12 protein-coding genes and 1 riboswitch are annotated in these 16,060 nt (G+C 33.9%); of the genes, 10 read left to right on the top strand and 2 right to left on the bottom strand.

Annotation, left to right across the window (positions count from 1 at the left end; all coding sequences use genetic code 11):
- Positions 1-265: 265 nt before the first annotated feature.
- The 4 genes from BLR17_RS00295 to BLR17_RS00280 all read left to right on the top strand — a co-directional run bounded on the left by BLR17_RS00295 (position 266) and on the right by BLR17_RS00280 (position 6,958).
- Positions 266-1,243 carry a pyruvate dehydrogenase complex E1 component subunit beta gene (locus BLR17_RS00295; protein WP_066328666.1) on the top strand — a complete coding sequence of 326 codons (978 nt, stop codon included), beginning with the start codon at positions 266-268 and terminating at the stop codon, positions 1,241-1,243.
- Between the two features lie 69 nt (positions 1,244-1,312).
- Entirely contained in the window at positions 1,313-3,802 is a 2,490-nt protein-coding gene (locus tag BLR17_RS00290; RefSeq protein ID WP_066328667.1) for a DUF5686 and carboxypeptidase-like regulatory domain-containing protein, read from the top strand.
- Positions 3,803-3,894: 92 nt separating this feature from the next.
- Complete coding sequence (locus tag BLR17_RS00285; protein WP_066328669.1) at positions 3,895-4,425, top strand: inorganic diphosphatase; 531 nt, start codon at positions 3,895-3,897, stop codon at positions 4,423-4,425.
- A gap of 109 nt (positions 4,426-4,534) precedes the next feature.
- Positions 4,535-6,958, top strand: a complete 2,424-nt coding sequence (locus BLR17_RS00280; protein ID WP_083189469.1) for a sodium-translocating pyrophosphatase — start codon at positions 4,535-4,537, stop codon at positions 6,956-6,958.
- Positions 6,959-7,016: 58 nt separating this feature from the next.
- Here the strand turns inward: BLR17_RS00280 and BLR17_RS00275 are convergent, their stop codons facing one another.
- Both BLR17_RS00275 and metK read right to left on the bottom strand, forming a co-directional pair.
- On the bottom strand, positions 7,017-7,631 hold the full coding sequence (locus BLR17_RS00275; RefSeq protein ID WP_066328670.1) for a deoxynucleoside kinase: 615 nt from the start codon (positions 7,629-7,631) through the stop codon (positions 7,017-7,019).
- A gap of 187 nt (positions 7,632-7,818) precedes the next feature.
- A complete protein-coding gene (metK, locus tag BLR17_RS00270) occupies positions 7,819-9,069 on the bottom strand; it encodes a methionine adenosyltransferase (protein ID WP_066328671.1) in 1,251 nt (416 codons plus the stop codon).
- A 931-nt stretch (positions 9,070-10,000) separates the two neighbouring features.
- Here metK and BLR17_RS00265 point away from each other — a divergent pair.
- The 6 genes from BLR17_RS00265 to BLR17_RS00240 all read left to right on the top strand — a co-directional run bounded on the left by BLR17_RS00265 (position 10,001) and on the right by BLR17_RS00240 (position 16,025).
- Positions 10,001-10,207 carry a hypothetical protein gene (locus tag BLR17_RS00265; protein WP_066328672.1) on the top strand — a complete coding sequence of 69 codons (207 nt, stop codon included), beginning with the start codon at positions 10,001-10,003 and terminating at the stop codon, positions 10,205-10,207.
- A gap of 173 nt (positions 10,208-10,380) precedes the next feature.
- Positions 10,381-10,485: riboswitch (SAM riboswitch) on the top strand.
- 71 nt (positions 10,486-10,556) lie between these two features.
- On the top strand, positions 10,557-11,519 hold the full coding sequence (locus BLR17_RS00260; RefSeq protein ID WP_245683094.1) for an alpha/beta fold hydrolase: 963 nt from the start codon (positions 10,557-10,559) through the stop codon (positions 11,517-11,519).
- Positions 11,520-11,541: 22 nt separating this feature from the next.
- Positions 11,542-13,953, top strand: coding sequence for a bifunctional aspartate kinase/homoserine dehydrogenase I (gene thrA, locus BLR17_RS00255; RefSeq protein WP_066328676.1), 2,412 nt, complete (start codon positions 11,542-11,544; stop codon positions 13,951-13,953).
- A 52-nt stretch (positions 13,954-14,005) separates the two neighbouring features.
- Complete coding sequence (locus BLR17_RS00250; protein ID WP_066328677.1) at positions 14,006-14,248, top strand: putative signal transducing protein; 243 nt, start codon at positions 14,006-14,008, stop codon at positions 14,246-14,248.
- Between the two features lie 63 nt (positions 14,249-14,311).
- Positions 14,312-14,743 (top strand): OsmC family protein, encoded by a 432-nt coding sequence (locus tag BLR17_RS00245; protein ID WP_066328678.1) that lies wholly within the window; start codon positions 14,312-14,314, stop codon positions 14,741-14,743.
- A 109-nt stretch (positions 14,744-14,852) separates the two neighbouring features.
- A complete protein-coding gene (locus BLR17_RS00240) occupies positions 14,853-16,025 on the top strand; it encodes a trans-sulfuration enzyme family protein (RefSeq protein ID WP_066328680.1) in 1,173 nt (390 codons plus the stop codon).
- Positions 16,026-16,060 lie beyond the last annotated feature (35 nt).

The following is a 16,060-nucleotide window of genomic DNA, read 5'->3' as shown; positions in this document are numbered from 1 at the left end:
TTTGAAGATTTAATGTATTTTTTGAAGATTGAGTTACAAAATTAGAATAATATTTCGAATAATCGGTTATCAATAACTACTTAGGAATGATACTGGATATTTTTTGCTTGTTTGATATTGCTAAAATAACGGGATAAAAGCGAGATATTCACATACCGACAATAAGATGTTAGAATTTAGGGCTGATTATTTAAGTTAATTTGTGCTTTAAATGGTTTAAAATATTTATTTTTGCTCCTCAGAAAATTCAACATACAATATAAATATGAGAACAATACAATTTAGAGAGGCCATTTGCGAAGCGATGAGCGAAGAAATGCGTCACGATGAATCCATATATTTAATGGGAGAAGAAGTAGCAGAATACAATGGAGCATACAAAGCTTCTAAAGGAATGCTGGCTGAATTTGGTGAAAAAAGGGTAATTGATACTCCAATTGCTGAGCTTGGTTTTTCAGGAATTGCAGTAGGATCTGCAATGAACGGTTGTCGTCCTATTGTAGAATACATGACTTTCAACTTCTGTTTAGTAGGTATTGATCAAATTATAAATAATGCTGCTAAAATGCGTCAAATGACAGGTGGACAATTCAATGTGCCTATCGTTTTTCGTGGACCAACTGCTTCTGCAGGTCAATTAGGAGCTACTCACTCTCAGGCTTTAGAAAACTGGTTTGCTAATACTCCGGGACTTAAAGTTATTGTGCCTTCAACTCCTTATGATGCTAAAGGTCTTTTGAAAGCTGCTATCCGTGATAATGATCCGGTTATCTTCATGGAATCTGAGCAAATGTATGGTGATAAAGGTGAGGTGCCAGACGGAGAATATGTAATTCCAATTGGAGTTGCTGATATTAAAAGAGAAGGAACTGATGTAACTATCGTTTCTTTTGGTAAAATTATCAAAGAAGCTTTTATTGCTGCTGATGCATTAGCTAGAGAAGGAATCTCTTGTGAGATTATCGATTTGAGAACAGTTCGTCCAATGGATAAAGATGCAATTCTTACTTCTGTTAAGAAAACAAATCGTTTGGTAATTCTTGAGGAAGCATGGCCGGTTGCAAGTATTTCTTCTGAGATTACTTATATCGTTCAGGAACAAGCTTTTGATTTTCTTGATGCTCCAATCCAAAGAATTACAACTGCTGATACACCAGCGCCATATTCACCAGTACTTTTAAAAGAATGGTTGCCTAATGCTGATGATGTTGTTAAGGCTGTAAAGAAAGTAATGTATAAATAATACATAATAAATACTATTAAAGCTTCATCTTACGTTAGTTTGATGAAGCTTTTTTTTTAAATTTACTATATGAGTAAGAAGTACCTATTTTTAGCACTGTTTTTTATATCGTCTTTTTTTATAACGCTTTTGGCTCAAACTAAAGTAAGTGGGATGGTGGTAGATAAGTCTAATCAGCCCGTTCCTTTTGCGAATATTATTTTGAAAGGTTCGACTCAGGGAGTTATGTCTAATGAAGACGGACGCTTTTATATAGAGTCTTCTGAAACTTATACTACTTTAGTTGTTACTTCAGTTGGTTTTTCGGATAGAGAAATTACTTTGATTAAGGCTGTTAATTACAACTTTAAAGTAGTTATGAAAGATGCCGAAGAATTAAAAGAAGTGGTTATTTATACGGGAAAAACTTCTAAAAAGAATAATCCGGCTTTAGATATTCTTAGAAAAATTTGGGAAAGAAAAAGGAAAAATGGTTTGTATCAGTTTGATCAATATCAAATGGAGAAGTACGAAAAAGTAGAATTCGATATGAATACTATTGATAGTGCTTTTATGAAGAGCAAGCTTTTTAAAGGAATGGAATTTGTTTTTAAACATATTGATACTTCAAGGGTTACCGGAAAAACGTATTTGCCTATTTTTATTAATGAGTCATTATCGGATGTGTATGGAAATAATAAACTGAAAAAGGTTAAAGAAAAGCTTAAGGCTAATAAAAACTCCGGATTTAGCGATAACCAACAGATATTGTCTTTTGTGAAAGACTTGTATTCAGATTACGATATCTATAATAATCACATGACGTTTTTTGATAAAAGTTTTACCAGTCCATTGTCTAAAACAGGTATAGATGTCTATAATTATGTTTTAAGAGATAGTGCTTTTATAGGTAAAAAATGGTGTTATAATATTTTGTTTTATCCAAGACGAAAAAACGAACTTACTTTTAAAGGAGATTTTTGGGTAAATGATACCACTTTTGCTATCAAGAAAATTAATATGGCAGTTACTAAAAGTGCTAATATTAACTGGGTAAAAGATATTTATATCGAGCAGGAATTTGAGGTGGAAAATGATTCGGTTTTTCTGTTGACCCGTGATTATATGATGTCGGATTTTGCTTTGAATAAAAAAGATGAGTCTAAAGGTGTTTATGGAAAACGTACTACGTTATATCAAAATCATAAATTCAATATCGAAAAACCGGCTGCTTTTTATAAAGAGGAAGTAAATTATATTGATAATGAGGTTTACAATAAGTCAGATAAATATTGGGAAGATAATCGTTTTGAAAATCTAAATAAAGACGAAAAAGGAATCTACAAAATGCTGGATACCTTACAAACTGTTAAGAAATTCAAGCGTTTGTATAATCTGGTTTCGATTCTTGGTAGTGGTTATATTCAATTTGGGCATTTTGATTACGGGCCTATATTTTCCACTTTTGGATACAATCAGGTAGAAGGAGTCCGAATAAGAACAGGAGGAAGAACTTATTTTGGACCTAATGATCCCTGGCGTTTACAAGGATATACTGCTTATGGTTTTGATGATAATAAATTCAAATATGGTCTGTCCGGAAAATGGATGGTGGACAAGAAAAGAAGAATTATTATTTCAGGAGGAAACAGGCGGGATGTTGAGCAAATTGGTGCTAGTTTAACCACGACTAACGATGTTTTGGGAAGAAGTTTTGCTTCGTCGTCTATAGTTTCAACAAGTAGTAACGGAAAATTGACGAATATTAATTTGTCCAATGTAGCTGTTGAAATCGAACCGGTAAAAAATCTGATGTTTCAGGCAGGATTTTCCTATCGAACTTTAGAATCAGCTTCAGATGTGTTTAGTCTGGATTATTATACAGATTTGAATACGATGACTAAGAAAAGTGATGTAAAACAATCGGAAGTTAATTTTCAGGTAGAGCTAACTCCAAACCGAAAAATGATTGGTTATGGGGTTGAAAGGAATACTGTTGATAGTCCTTTTAGTCGCTTTTATGTTAATTACAGTCATGGATTTAAAGGATTGTTAGATAGTGATTTTGATTATGATAAATTGCAATTGTATTACAAACAACCTATAATTATTGGTCCTTTAGGGCGTTCTAATGTTGTTGTGGAATTAGGGAAAACTTTTGGAACTATTCCGTTAGGGTTGATGAGTGTGATTCCTGGAAATCAATCATATTCAACAATTGAAAATACTTTCAATAATCTTAACTTTTATGAATTTGTTGCTGACCAATATGCTACTTTACAATGGGAGCATAATTTTGGTGGGCGATTATTTTCCAGAATTCCTTTTATGAGAAAGTTAAACTGGAGGGAAATTATAGGAGCAAAGGGAGTTTACGGGACAGTATCAGATGCTAATAAAGCTATTAATGCTTCGGGATTAACCTATGTAGCACCCGAAAATGGGTATTGGGAATACAGTGCCGGAATTGGAAATATTTTTAAAGTATTCCGAATTGATTTTACATGGAGAGGGAATTACTTAAATACACCTGATGCGCAAAAATTTTCAGTAAAAGGAACCTTTGGCTTTTATTTCTAAAAATCACGAAATCTAAACTAAATGTTTTGTTATAAATAAGGATTTAAATTACTTTTGTGCGCAAATAAAATCAACTTAAGATAATAAATAAAATGACTGCAGACAAAATAAACACTTTCGATGTTTTGATCGAAATTCCAAGAGGAAGTAGAAACAAATATGAATACGATTTCGAAATCAAAAGAATGCGTTTTGACAGAATGTTATTCTCTTCAATGATGTATCCTGCTGATTACGGATTTATTCCTGAAACTTTAGCATTAGATGGAGATCCATTAGATGTTTTGGTTTTAGTAAATGAGCCTACTTTTCCAGGTTGTGTCATGGAAGTAAAACCTATCGGTGTTTTCCATATGGCAGATGATAAAGGACCAGATGAGAAAATTGTTTGTGTACCAGTATCTGATCCTATTTGGAATAAATTGAATGATTTATCAGATGTTAACCCACACTTATTGAAAGAAATCGAGCATTTCTTCCAAGTGTACAAAGACCTTGAAAATAAACAAGTAGATGTTGAAGGTTGGGGAGATTTGAGTGAAGCAAAAGCAATCATCAAAGAGTGTACTGATCGTTTTAACGCAATTGAAAACAAACCAGAAGGATTATTTAGTATTAAATAATTTTAGATTATAAATCTTATAAAAAAGCAATATTTCTCAGAAATATTGCTTTTTTTGTTTAAATTCGTTTGTATGCTGTTGATTATTAATCTTAACCAAAAACGAATTTATGAATACAATTATGATTTGGGTGCCAGTTATAATGGCATTGATTGGACTTAGTTTTATGTTTTTAAAGAGAGCCTGGGTTTTAAAACAAGACGCCGGCGATGGTAAAATGGCTTCTATTTCGGATTATATCTACGAAGGAGCTTTGGCTTTTCTGAAAGCCGAGTATCGGTTACTTGCCGTTTTTGTTCTCTTTGCCAGTATTGTTTTAGCAGGAATTACTTTTCTACCCGGAGTTAAAACACATTTATTAATTGTAGTAGCTTTTGTTATTGGTGCTTTCTTTTCTGCTTTAGCGGGAAATATGGGAATGAAAATAGCAACTAAAACCAATGTGAGAACCACTCAGGCTGCCCGTAGCAGTTTGTCTCAGGCTTTAAAAGTTTCTTTTGGAGGCGGTACAGTAATGGGATTAGGAGTTGCTGGTTTAGCGGTTTTAGGTTTAACTTCCTTTTTTATTTTCTTTTATCATTTTTTTATGGGCGGTACATGGACTTCTATTGAAGACATGACAGTTGTATTAGAAACTTTAGCGGGTTTTTCTTTAGGAGCAGAATCTATTGCTTTGTTTGCCAGAGTTGGAGGTGGAATTTATACCAAAGCCGCTGATGTTGGAGCAGATTTAGTTGGGAAAGTTGAGGCTGGAATTCCTGAAGATGATCCTCGGAATCCTGCGACCATTGCAGATAACGTAGGGGATAATGTAGGCGATGTTGCCGGAATGGGTGCCGATTTGTTCGGTTCTTATGTGGCAACAGTTCTGGCAGCTATGGTTCTTGGAAATTATGTTATCAAAGATATGGGAGGAAATATCCAGGATGCTTTTGGCGGAATTGGTCCTATTTTATTGCCTATGTCAATTGCAGGTTTTGGGATTCTGTTCTCTATTATTGGAACGTTATTAGTAAAGATAACCGATGATAATGCTAAAGAAGCTCAGGTACAAAAAGCATTGAATAAAGGAAATTGGGTTGCCATAATTTTAACGGCTATTAGTTGTTTCTTTTTAGTGCAATATATGTTGCCACAATCCATGAGAATGGAGTTTTTCGGAGAAGGAAGTCAGGAAATTTCATCTATGCGTGTTTTTTACGCCACTATTATCGGATTGATAGTAGGAGGAGTGATTTCTTCGGTTACAGAATATTATACGGGTTTAGGAACAAAACCAGTAATGGCTATTGTTCAAAAATCGAGTACGGGAGCGGGAACGAATGTAATTGCTGGTTTAGCAACAGGAATGGTTTCTACTTTTCCAACAGTTTTATTATTTGCAATAGCAATTTGGTCTTCTTATGCTTTGGCAGGTTTTTATGGGGTGGCACTGGCAGCTTCGGCTATGATGGCTACCACGGCAATGCAATTGGCTATTGATGCTTTTGGTCCAATATCAGATAATGCGGGAGGAATTGCCGAAATGAGCGAATTACCAAAAGAAGTGCGTACCAGAACAGATATTTTAGATTCAGTAGGAAACACAACGGCAGCTACCGGAAAAGGATTTGCAATTGCATCGGCAGCATTGACTTCGCTCGCTTTGTTTGCGGCTTATGTAACTTTTACAGGAATCGACGGAATTAATATTTTCAAAGCACCTGTTTTAGCAATGTTGTTTGTGGGTGGAATGATACCGGTGGTTTTTTCGGCATTAGCTATGAATTCGGTTGGGAAAGCGGCTATGGATATGGTGTATGAAGTACGCCGTCAGTTCAAGGAAATACCGGGGATTATGGAAGGAACTGCAAAACCGGAATATGCTAAATGTGTTGCTATTTCTACTAAAGCTGCGCTTCGCGAAATGATGTTGCCGGGTGTTCTGACGATTGGTTTTCCTATTACAATTGTTTTACTGGGTAAATTAGTTTATGGTGATAATAATCAATTAATTGCCGAAATGCTGGGAGGTTATATGGCTGGAGTTACGGTTTCGGGAGTGCTTTGGGCGGTTTTTCAAAACAATGCCGGAGGTGCTTGGGATAACGCCAAGAAATCTTTTGAAGCAGGAGTAATGATTAATGGCGAAATGACTTATAAAGGTTCTGATGCGCATAAAGCTGCTGTAACTGGAGATACGGTAGGTGATCCATTCAAAGATACTTCGGGGCCTTCGATGAATATTTTAATTAAGTTAAGTTGTTTGATTGGTTTGGTTATTGCGCCCATTTTAGGGAATGGTTCTCATACTATGTTAGACAAGCATAGTAATATGATGGAAATGGAATCCTGTCATCATGGTGGACAAATGATGGGACATTGTGATATGACTAAATGTGCAACGATGACTAAAGAAGAATGTGCAAAAATGTGTGATAGCTTGCATTGTACTCCTGAAGAAAAAGAAGCTTGTCTGTCCTGTTATGATGCTAATGGTAAGTTTGTGCCTCCAACTTCAGGGAAAAAGAGTTGTTGTGCTCATAAAAAGTAAATATGTTATAAATAAAATGCCCTGCAATTGCAGGGCATTTTTTTATGCTGTTTGAATTTTAAAACAATCCGTTTAATTCGGCATTGATTCGCTCTATAATATTTCCTAAATCTTCCGGATTATCCACAAAATTGATACGATCTACATCTATAATTAATAATTTTCCTTTGTTGTAAGTGTGAATCCAGGCTTCGTAACGCTCGTTCAAACGGCTTAAATAATCAATTGAAATCGAATTCTCATATTCGCGTCCGCGTTTGTGTATTTGTCCCACTAAATTTGGAATGGAACTTCTTAGGTAAATTAACAAATCAGGAGCTTTTACTGTAGATTCCATTAATTCGAAAAGAGTTGAATAGTTTTGGAAATCACGAGTAGCCATTAATCCCATTGCATATAGGTTTGGAGCAAAGATATGGGCATCTTCATAAATGGTTCTGTCCTGAATGACTTTTTTTCCGCTTTCGCGAATTTGCATCACCTGACGAAAACGACTATTTAAGAAATAAATCTGAAGATTAAATGACCAACGCTCCATTTGATGGTAAAAATCATCTAAATAAGGGTTGTCTACTACATCCTCGTAATGAGGTTCCCATTTGAAATGTTTGGATAGTAAAGCGGTTAATGTGGTTTTTCCTGAGCCTATATTTCCTGCTACTGCTATGTGCATTATGTTGTTAGCGTTTTATGATTTGTATTTTACTTTTGTTGTAAAAATAGAAAAAAAAATAGTCTTTGTTGTGGGAAACATTGATTGATTTTGAATTTTGTTAAGGTCGTTTGAATTTGTGTTTTAATAATAAAAAAAGCCATTCGTTTTTTGCGAATGGCTTTTTGAATTGTATAAAAACGATAGATTATAATCCAAATGCTGTTTTGATTTGGTTTACATAATCTAATTTTTCCCATGTAAATAATTCTACAGTTACTGTTTTTTCTTCACCTCCGGGAGCCGAAAAAGTTTTAGTAACTACCTCTGGTGTACGTCCCATGTGTCCGTATGCAGCAGTTTCGCTGTAAATAGGGTTTCTTAATTTTAGACGTTGTTCGATAAAATAAGGACGCATATCGAAAATGGCTTCCACTTTTTTAGCGATTTCTCCATTGGTTAAATTTACTTTTGAAGTTCCGTATGTATCAATAAAGATTCCCATTGGTTTTGCAACACCAATTGCATAAGAAACCTGAACTAAAATTTCATCAGCAACACCGGCAGCTACAAGGTTTTTAGCAATATGGCGTGTTGCATAAGCAGCACTTCGGTCAACTTTACTTGGATCTTTTCCTGAGAAAGCTCCTCCGCCATGCGCTCCTTTTCCGCCATAAGTGTCAACGATAATTTTTCTTCCTGTTAAACCGGTATCTCCGTGAGGTCCTCCAATAACGAATTTTCCTGTTGGGTTAATGTGGTAGTTGATTTTATCGTTAAATAAGTGAGCATAAACCGGATATTTAGCGATAATTCTAGGAATTAAAATTTCGATAATATCTTTTTTGATTTTAGCAAGCATGGCAGCTTCTTCATCAAAATCATCGTGTTGAGTTGAAATTACAATAGCATCAATACGAACTGGAGTATTATCATCATTATATTCTAAAGTTACCTGTGCTTTAGCATCAGGACGTAAATAAGTGATTTCTTTATTTTCACGTCTTAATTCTGCTAATTCTTTTAATAGGTTGTGTGAAATATCTAATGCTAAAGGCATGTAGTTTTCAGTCTCGTTAGTAGCATAACCAAACATCATCCCCTGGTCACCAGCTCCTTGTTCTTCTGGTGTTTTTCTGTCAACTCCCTGATTAATATCGGCAGATTGTTCGTGAATAGCTGAAAGGATTCCACAAGAATTGGCTTCAAACATGTATTCGCTTTTAGTGTAACCAATTTTTTTGATTACATCACGGGCAATTTGTTGTACATCCAAATAGGTGTTCGATTTCACTTCTCCGGCTAAAATAACCTGACCAGTAGTTACTAAGGTTTCGCAAGCTACTTTTGAATCAGCATCAAATGCCAGGAAATTATCAATTAATGCGTCTGAAATTTGATCTGCAATTTTATCCGGATGTCCTTCGCTCACAGATTCTGACGTAAATAAATAGGCCATAATTATTGTTTTTAATATTAAGCGAGGAAAAAATAACTGCAAAAAGGACTAAAGGAGGTTTTCTGCTTTAGCATTTTTTTCTACTGAAAATCTTCAGTATTCATAATCAACTGGGTTCATTATGAAGAGGTTGCAATCAGTTCAAATTTTTCCTCTCGTATTTTGAGGTGCAAAGGTATGAAACCATTTTTGAATTGTAAATGAAACTGAACTAAAATTTTAAATATTTAAGAGAATTGGGATTGTTTGGGAAAATGTAAATACAAATAGATGGTTTTAGGTTGGTTTAAGATAACTTTAATTTAAAGATCAATTAACATGTGTTTCTGTTTTTGGTAGTATATTTGAATATCAAATCAAAAGGGTGGAATAAGGTTAATTTAGTGAATTTTCCGAGCGAAAAAGCTCTTTTTTGATTTGTTTTTACAATCAATATCTTAAAATAGACATAAAAACTCATAATTAACTGTTAATTAGCTTTTTTTGGGTTTAAAATTTTAAAAATGTAGTTGGTGGTAAAGTTTTTTTTATATCTTTGTAACACAAAACAAAAAAGGAGAAATGAATTTTATTATTTGTAAAAAAGCTATGGTTCAATCTAAGGGAATTTGCAGGAGTGCAATTGCTTAATGTTTTTATTCAAATAAGACAAAAATATAGCAAAAGCCTCCTAAGAAATTAGGAGGCTTTTTGTTTACAACACAAATAATAAAATTAAAATAGAATAACAATGATTAGTATTAACAATAAGATGAAAAAGCAATCTTCGGCGGCTGTACTTTGTGTACAGATGCTGGTCTGTTGTTAACCAAAAGTATCGTTTATAAAAATATATAAACCCTTTTGGTACCTATCAAAAGGGTTTTTTTATACAACAAACATAGATTTTAATAAAACAAACAATAAGTCAAATAAATTAAATTTAAACATCATGAGCACAAGAAGAATGATTACAAGGGCGTTAGACTTTATAAGAGAAATAAGGACTAATAATAGTGAAGAAAACAGAAATAGAATAGAATTAACAAATACCAGATTTGGTATTAATGTAGCGGAGGATGCTAAAAGTCAAAAAAAAGCATCTAATTCATTAACGTTTTTGATGTATTCTAAAGAAAATGAAACACTATTTATCTAATTGTAATTTCGTTACTATAAAATTCAAACGCAGGTAATTTCTGGATTTTGTGTTCAGCGATGGTCTGCGTTTGTTTATTATATAATTGCCAATTTAAAACTGCATTGGCAAAATTTGTTTGTTTGGAAAAATAGTGGTTACTTTGCCACTTTAAAGTTCGTAAGCATATTGAAATGTTATAAAGAAAGGACGAGGGATTAGACCCGATGAAGCCTTAGCAACCCTTCGATTGTCGAAGAAGGTGCTACATTCTATCCCGAATCGGGAAAAGATAACAATGTAAATCTTCTAGTTTATTGAACTTTCTTTTTAATATTTCCATAATCAATCCTATATTAAAGATTTGAAGTTGGAAAATAAACCCAATCACATTATAATTCAAAATTTCACTACCGAGAGTGGTGTGTTTTATCCTGTTTTAAATTTAAGCTACCAGGCTTTTGGGCCTGAATTGAATACAGCACCTGTTGTTTTGGTAAATCACGCATTGACTGGGAATTCTCAGGTTATTGGTTCAGCAGGATGGTGGAATGATTTAATTGGAGAAAATAAAACTATTGATACCAATAAATACAGCATTTTAGCTTTTAATGTTCCAGGGAATGGTTATGATGGGATTATAGTGGAGAATTATTTGGATTTTACTGCCAGAGATGTTGCCAGACTTTTTATGGAGGGGGTTAAATGTCTTAAAATAGAACAATTATATGCAGTTATTGGAGGTTCAGTAGGTGGAGGAATTGCCTGGGAAATGATTGCTTTAGAACCTAAGTTGGCCTTGCATTTAATTCCAATAGCTACTGACTGGAAATCGACTGATTGGTTGATAGCGAATTGTTTTTTGCAGGAGCAAATTTTAAAAAATTCGTCAAATCCAATTGAAGATGCTCGTATTCATGCGATGTTGTGTTACAGAACTCCGGAATCTTTCAAGATGAAATTTGACCGAACCATTAATGAGGAATTAGCTATATTTAATATCGAAAGTTGGTTGCTTCATCACGGGAAAAAATTGCAAAAACGTTTTCAATTGGCCTCTTATAAAATGATGAATCAATTATTAAAAACGATCGATGTGACCCGAAATAGTGATTCTTTCGAAGTTTTTGCTTCAAAAATTGAGGCCACAATACATATTATCGGTATAAATTCAGATTTGTTTTTTACCGCCAAAGAGAATAAGGAAACCTATCAGGAGTTGAAAAAGCATAACGTAAATGTTTCTTATAACGAAATAGAGTCCATTCACGGACACGATGCTTTCCTGATAGAATATGAACAATTAAACAACTTGCTTGCTCCTGTTTTTTAGTAGCAACACAAAATATAATTAGATGAAAATATTAAAATTTGGAGGTAAATCTTTATCGAATGGTGAAGGAATCAATAAAGTTGTTTCTATTATTACTGATAAAGTAAATCAAGGTGAAAAAATAGCCATTGTAGTTTCTGCACGTGGAAATGCAACCGATGAATTAGAAGAGATATTAGCGGTAGCTTCAAAAAATGCCGATTATAAAAGTTTGTTGGAGCAATTTAAAAAATACCAACAAGATGTTTATGCAAATGTAGACTTATCTGAAGAATTTGCAGTTTTGGATAAATTGTTTGAAGGAGTTAGCTTAATTGGTGATTACAGTTCGAAGATTAAAGATCAGATTCTTTCAATTGGCGAATTGCTTTCGGCAAAATTATTAACGGCAATTTTAGTTGAAAAAGGCGTAAATGCTCGTTTTGCCGATTCGAGAACTTTTCTGAAAACCGATTCAAAATTTGGGGATGCTCAACCTTTGGAGCAGGTATCTAAGAAAAATGTAATTAAATATTTCAAAGACAACGATGATGCGGTTAATGTTGTGACCGGTTTCATTGGCTCTAATATTAACAATGTTACGACTACTTTAGGTCGCAACGGAAGTAATTATACGGCTTCGTTGCTGGCTAATTATTTAGATGCAAAGGAATTACAAAATTACACCCATGTCGATGGGATTTATACCGCTAATCCAGATTTAGTAGCCGATGCAAAAAAAATTGACCATTTGACTTTTAATGAAGCGAATGAGTTGGCTAATTTTGGAGCTACAATTTTACATGCTAAAACCATTATTCCTTTGTTGGAAAAAAATATTCCACTTCGAATATTGAATACTTTTAATCATGAAAACGAAGGAACATTAATTACGGCTACTTCAAAATCAGGAGGAATTAAAACGCTTTCGGTTTTAGAAGATTTGGCTTTAGTGAATTTGGAAGGTAGAGGTTTGCTGGGTAAGACAGGAGTAGATGCCCGTATTTTTAAAGTGATGGGAGATAATAATATCAGTGTAAGTATTATTTCTCAGGGGTCTTCTGAAAGAGGAATTGGTTTAGTGGTTGCAGAATCTCAGGCTACTAAAGCAATGATAGAGTTGGAAAAAGAATTTGAGAATGACTTTTATTCTAAGGATGTAAATAAAATTTCGGTGACTGATGATGTTTCGGTAATTTCAATTATCGGGCAGGATTTAAGTACTTTTTATCGTCCTTATACGGCTTTGATTAAAAATAAAATCATTCCTATTCTTTTCAATAATACAGTTACCGGAAAAAATGTGAGTTTAGTGGTTAAAAAATCCGAACTGAACAAAGCGCTAAATGTAATTCACGGTGAGATTTTTGGAGTGTCTAAAAAAATCAATATTGCAGTTTTTGGTCACGGATTAGTAGGAGGAACATTGATTAATCAAATTTTAGAATCGGCAAAAGCTATCGAGAAAAGAAAAGATATTAAACTGAATATTTTTGCGATTGCTAATTCTAAAAATGTGTTGCTAAACAAAGACGGTGTTTCGCCTAACTGGGTAAATGAAATTCAAACTAACGGCTTTGCATATACGATCAAAGATGTTATCGCTTACGCAAATGAGAATCATCTGGAAAACTTAATTGCTGTTGATAATACTGCCAGTGCTGCATTTGTAGAAAATTACATTCCATTAGTTGAAAATGGATTTGATTTAATTTCGTCCAATAAAGTAGCTAATACGTTGAGTTATGGTTTCTATAAAGAGCTGAGAAAAGTATTGGCTGAAAATCAAAAGAATTATTTGTACGAAACCAATGTAGGTGCGGGATTGCCGTTGATTGATACGATAAAATTATTGCATCTTTCGGGTGAAAATATCACGAAAATCAAAGGCGTTTTCTCAGGAACATTGAGTTATTTATTCAATAATTTCTCTGCAAAAGATGCTCCGTTCAGTGATATATTGAAAGAAGCGATTGATAATGGCTATACTGAACCAGATCCACGTGAGGATTTATGTGGAAATGATGTAGGTAGAAAATTATTGATTTTGGCCAGAGAATTGGATTTGCAAAATGAATTTGAAGAAATTGCAATTCAAAATTTAATTCCGGAGCATTTGCGTGAAGGAAGCGCCGCTGATTTCCTGACTAAATTAAAAGAGTTTGATCCAATTTATACCAAGATTAAAGAAGAGCAAAAACCAAATCACGTGTTACGTTATATAGGTGAATTGTCAGGTGATTTACAGAATGACAAAGGAATATTAGAAGTGAAATTAGTTTCGGTTCCATCAGATACTGCTTTAGGAGGTTTGAAAGGTTCGGATTCTTTCTTTGAAATTTATACAGAATCTTACGGCGACCGACCAATTGTAATTCAGGGAGCCGGAGCTGGTTCGGCAGTAACCGCAAGAGGGGTTTTTGGAGATATTTTAAGATTATCGGATAAAGGATAGTTTTTTAGTATTCAGTGTTTTTTTTAGTGTTCAGAAATAAAAATTTAAAATTATGGTAGTAGTTTTTAGTGGATCTTATTTTGAAGCAATGAATGTTAAAAATTTATTGGAAGGAAGAGAAATTTCAGTTTTTAGTCAAAATGAATATATGTCAAATATTGAACCTTGGGTTGTTGCTTCTGGAGGTTTAAATCCTGTTAAGCTTCAAGTTGATGAGTCCGATTTAGAGGTTTCAAAAGAAATTATTGAGGATTATTTAAACGGAATTAATAATTTAGAAACTGAAGATAAATAAAAAAAATAGTTAAATCATCGGTTGAAACTAGTTTCACCCGTGTTCTATAAAATAAATTGTATTATGAAAATAACATTAGACAGAGTAAACGAAAACTTTCATTTTCAATTGAAAAATGAAAGAGGACATATAGTTAATGTAGATGCCCGTCCTGATTTTGGAGGTAATGACATGGGGCCAAGTCCAATGGAATTAGTATTGATGGGAGTTGCAGGATGTAGTGGAATTGATATGATTTCGATCTTGAAAAAACAACGTCAGGAAATCACTTCTTTCAAAGCTGAGGTGGAAGGTGAAAGGGTTCAGGTAGGAGATGCTAAACCTTTTAAAAATATTTATGTAGTATTTTCTTTAGAAGGAGATATCAAAGAAGATAAAGCAGCAAAAGCAGCACAATTATCTTTTGAAAAATATTGCTCAGTTTCTAAAACGGTACAACCTACAGCTACGATTCATTACAAAGTAATTTTGAACGGAATCGAATTAGCGAAATAATTAATATAGAAAATAAAAATTAAACAGTTTTATTAAGTTTAATTGGTAAAATTTAAAACAATATGAATTTGTGCTAATTTGTGCAACTTGTGTTAAAAAATAAAAAAAAATGGACGAACAAGAATTTGGTTTTGAAACTCAAGCCATACGTACACATTTAGATAGAACGCAATATCAGGAACATTCAACACCTTTGTACTTATCTTCAAGTTTTGTATTTGAGGATGCTGAGGATATGAGAGCTTCTTTTACGGAAGAAAAGGTTCGTAATATCTACAGTCGTTTTTCTAATCCAAACACAACTGAGTTTGTAGACAAGGTTTGTGCTATGGAAGGAGCTGAGGCTGGTTATGCTTTTGCAACAGGAATGGCTGCTATTTATTCGACTTTCGCGGCTTTATTAAGTTCAGGCGATCATATCGTGTCTGCCGGAAGTGTTTTTGGTTCTACGCATGCATTGTTCATGACTTATTTTCCAAAATGGAATATTACGACTTCGTATTTTGATATCAATAAGCCAGAAACAATTGAAAGTTTTATTCAACCTAATTCTAAAATTTTATATGTTGAAACGCCTACCAATCCGGGTGTTGATGTAATTGATTTGGAATTATTGGGAGAAATTGCTAAAAAACACAATTTGATTTTAATTGTGGATAACTGTTTTGCAACGCCTTATATCCAACAGCCTATTAAATATGGTGCTCATATTGTGGTACATTCGGCAACGAAGTTGATGGATGGTCAGGGAAGAGTTTTAGGCGGAGTTGCAGTAGGTGATGCCGATTTAATTCGTCAAATTTATCTTTTCTCAAGAAATACAGGTCCGGCAATGTCACCATTTAATGCCTGGGTATTGTCTAAAAGTATGGAAACTTTAGCGCTTCGTGTGGAAAGACATTGTGAAAATGCCATCAAAGTAGCTGAGTTTTTAGAGAATCATCCTAGCGTAAACAGTGTGAAGTATCCTTTCTTAAAGTCACATCCAAAATATGAAGTGGCTAAAAAGCAAATGCTTTTGGGTGGGAATATTATTGCGTTTGAAATCAAAGGTGGGCTTGAAGCAGGTAGGGCTTTCTTAGATAAAATAAAATTGTGTTCACTTTCGGCTAATATTGGAGATGCGAAAACAATTGTAACGCATCCTGCTTCTACTACTCATAGTAAGTTGTCTACTGAAGAAAAGTTAGCGGTTGGTATTACCGAAGGCTTAGTACGTGTTTCTGTAGGTTTAGAAACTGTAAAAGATGTAATTGCCGATTTAGAGCAGGCGCTTTCATAGTAAGATTGCTTTATAAATATAAAAGGGTTAGCTTG

It is taken from the genome of Flavobacterium glycines (genome assembly GCF_900100165.1).
In the GTDB taxonomy this organism is placed as follows: domain Bacteria; phylum Bacteroidota; class Bacteroidia; order Flavobacteriales; family Flavobacteriaceae; genus Flavobacterium; species Flavobacterium glycines.
The sequence above is the reverse complement of the archived record's forward strand: the minus strand, read 5'-3'. Positions and strand labels throughout refer to the sequence as shown.

Coding starts and splice junctions, on each gene's coding strand:
- BLR17_RS00290 (WP_066328667.1), top strand. CDS start 1,313: ATGAGTAAGAAGTACCTATTTTTAGCACTGTTTTTTATATCGTCTTTT.
- BLR17_RS00250 (WP_066328677.1), top strand. CDS start 14,006: ATGGTAGTAGTTTTTAGTGGATCTTATTTTGAAGCAATGAATGTTAAA.
- BLR17_RS00295 (WP_066328666.1), top strand. CDS start 266: ATGAGAACAATACAATTTAGAGAGGCCATTTGCGAAGCGATGAGCGAA.
- metK (WP_066328671.1), bottom strand. CDS start 9,069: ATGGCCTATTTATTTACGTCAGAATCTGTGAGCGAAGGACATCCGGAT.
- BLR17_RS00245 (WP_066328678.1), top strand. CDS start 14,312: ATGAAAATAACATTAGACAGAGTAAACGAAAACTTTCATTTTCAATTG.
- BLR17_RS00285 (WP_066328669.1), top strand. CDS start 3,895: ATGACTGCAGACAAAATAAACACTTTCGATGTTTTGATCGAAATTCCA.
- BLR17_RS00240 (WP_066328680.1), top strand. CDS start 14,853: ATGGACGAACAAGAATTTGGTTTTGAAACTCAAGCCATACGTACACAT.
- BLR17_RS00280 (WP_083189469.1), top strand. CDS start 4,535: ATGAATACAATTATGATTTGGGTGCCAGTTATAATGGCATTGATTGGA.
- BLR17_RS00275 (WP_066328670.1), bottom strand. CDS start 7,631: ATGCACATAGCAGTAGCAGGAAATATAGGCTCAGGAAAAACCACATTA.
- BLR17_RS00265 (WP_066328672.1), top strand. CDS start 10,001: ATGAGCACAAGAAGAATGATTACAAGGGCGTTAGACTTTATAAGAGAA.
- thrA (WP_066328676.1), top strand. CDS start 11,542: ATGAAAATATTAAAATTTGGAGGTAAATCTTTATCGAATGGTGAAGGA.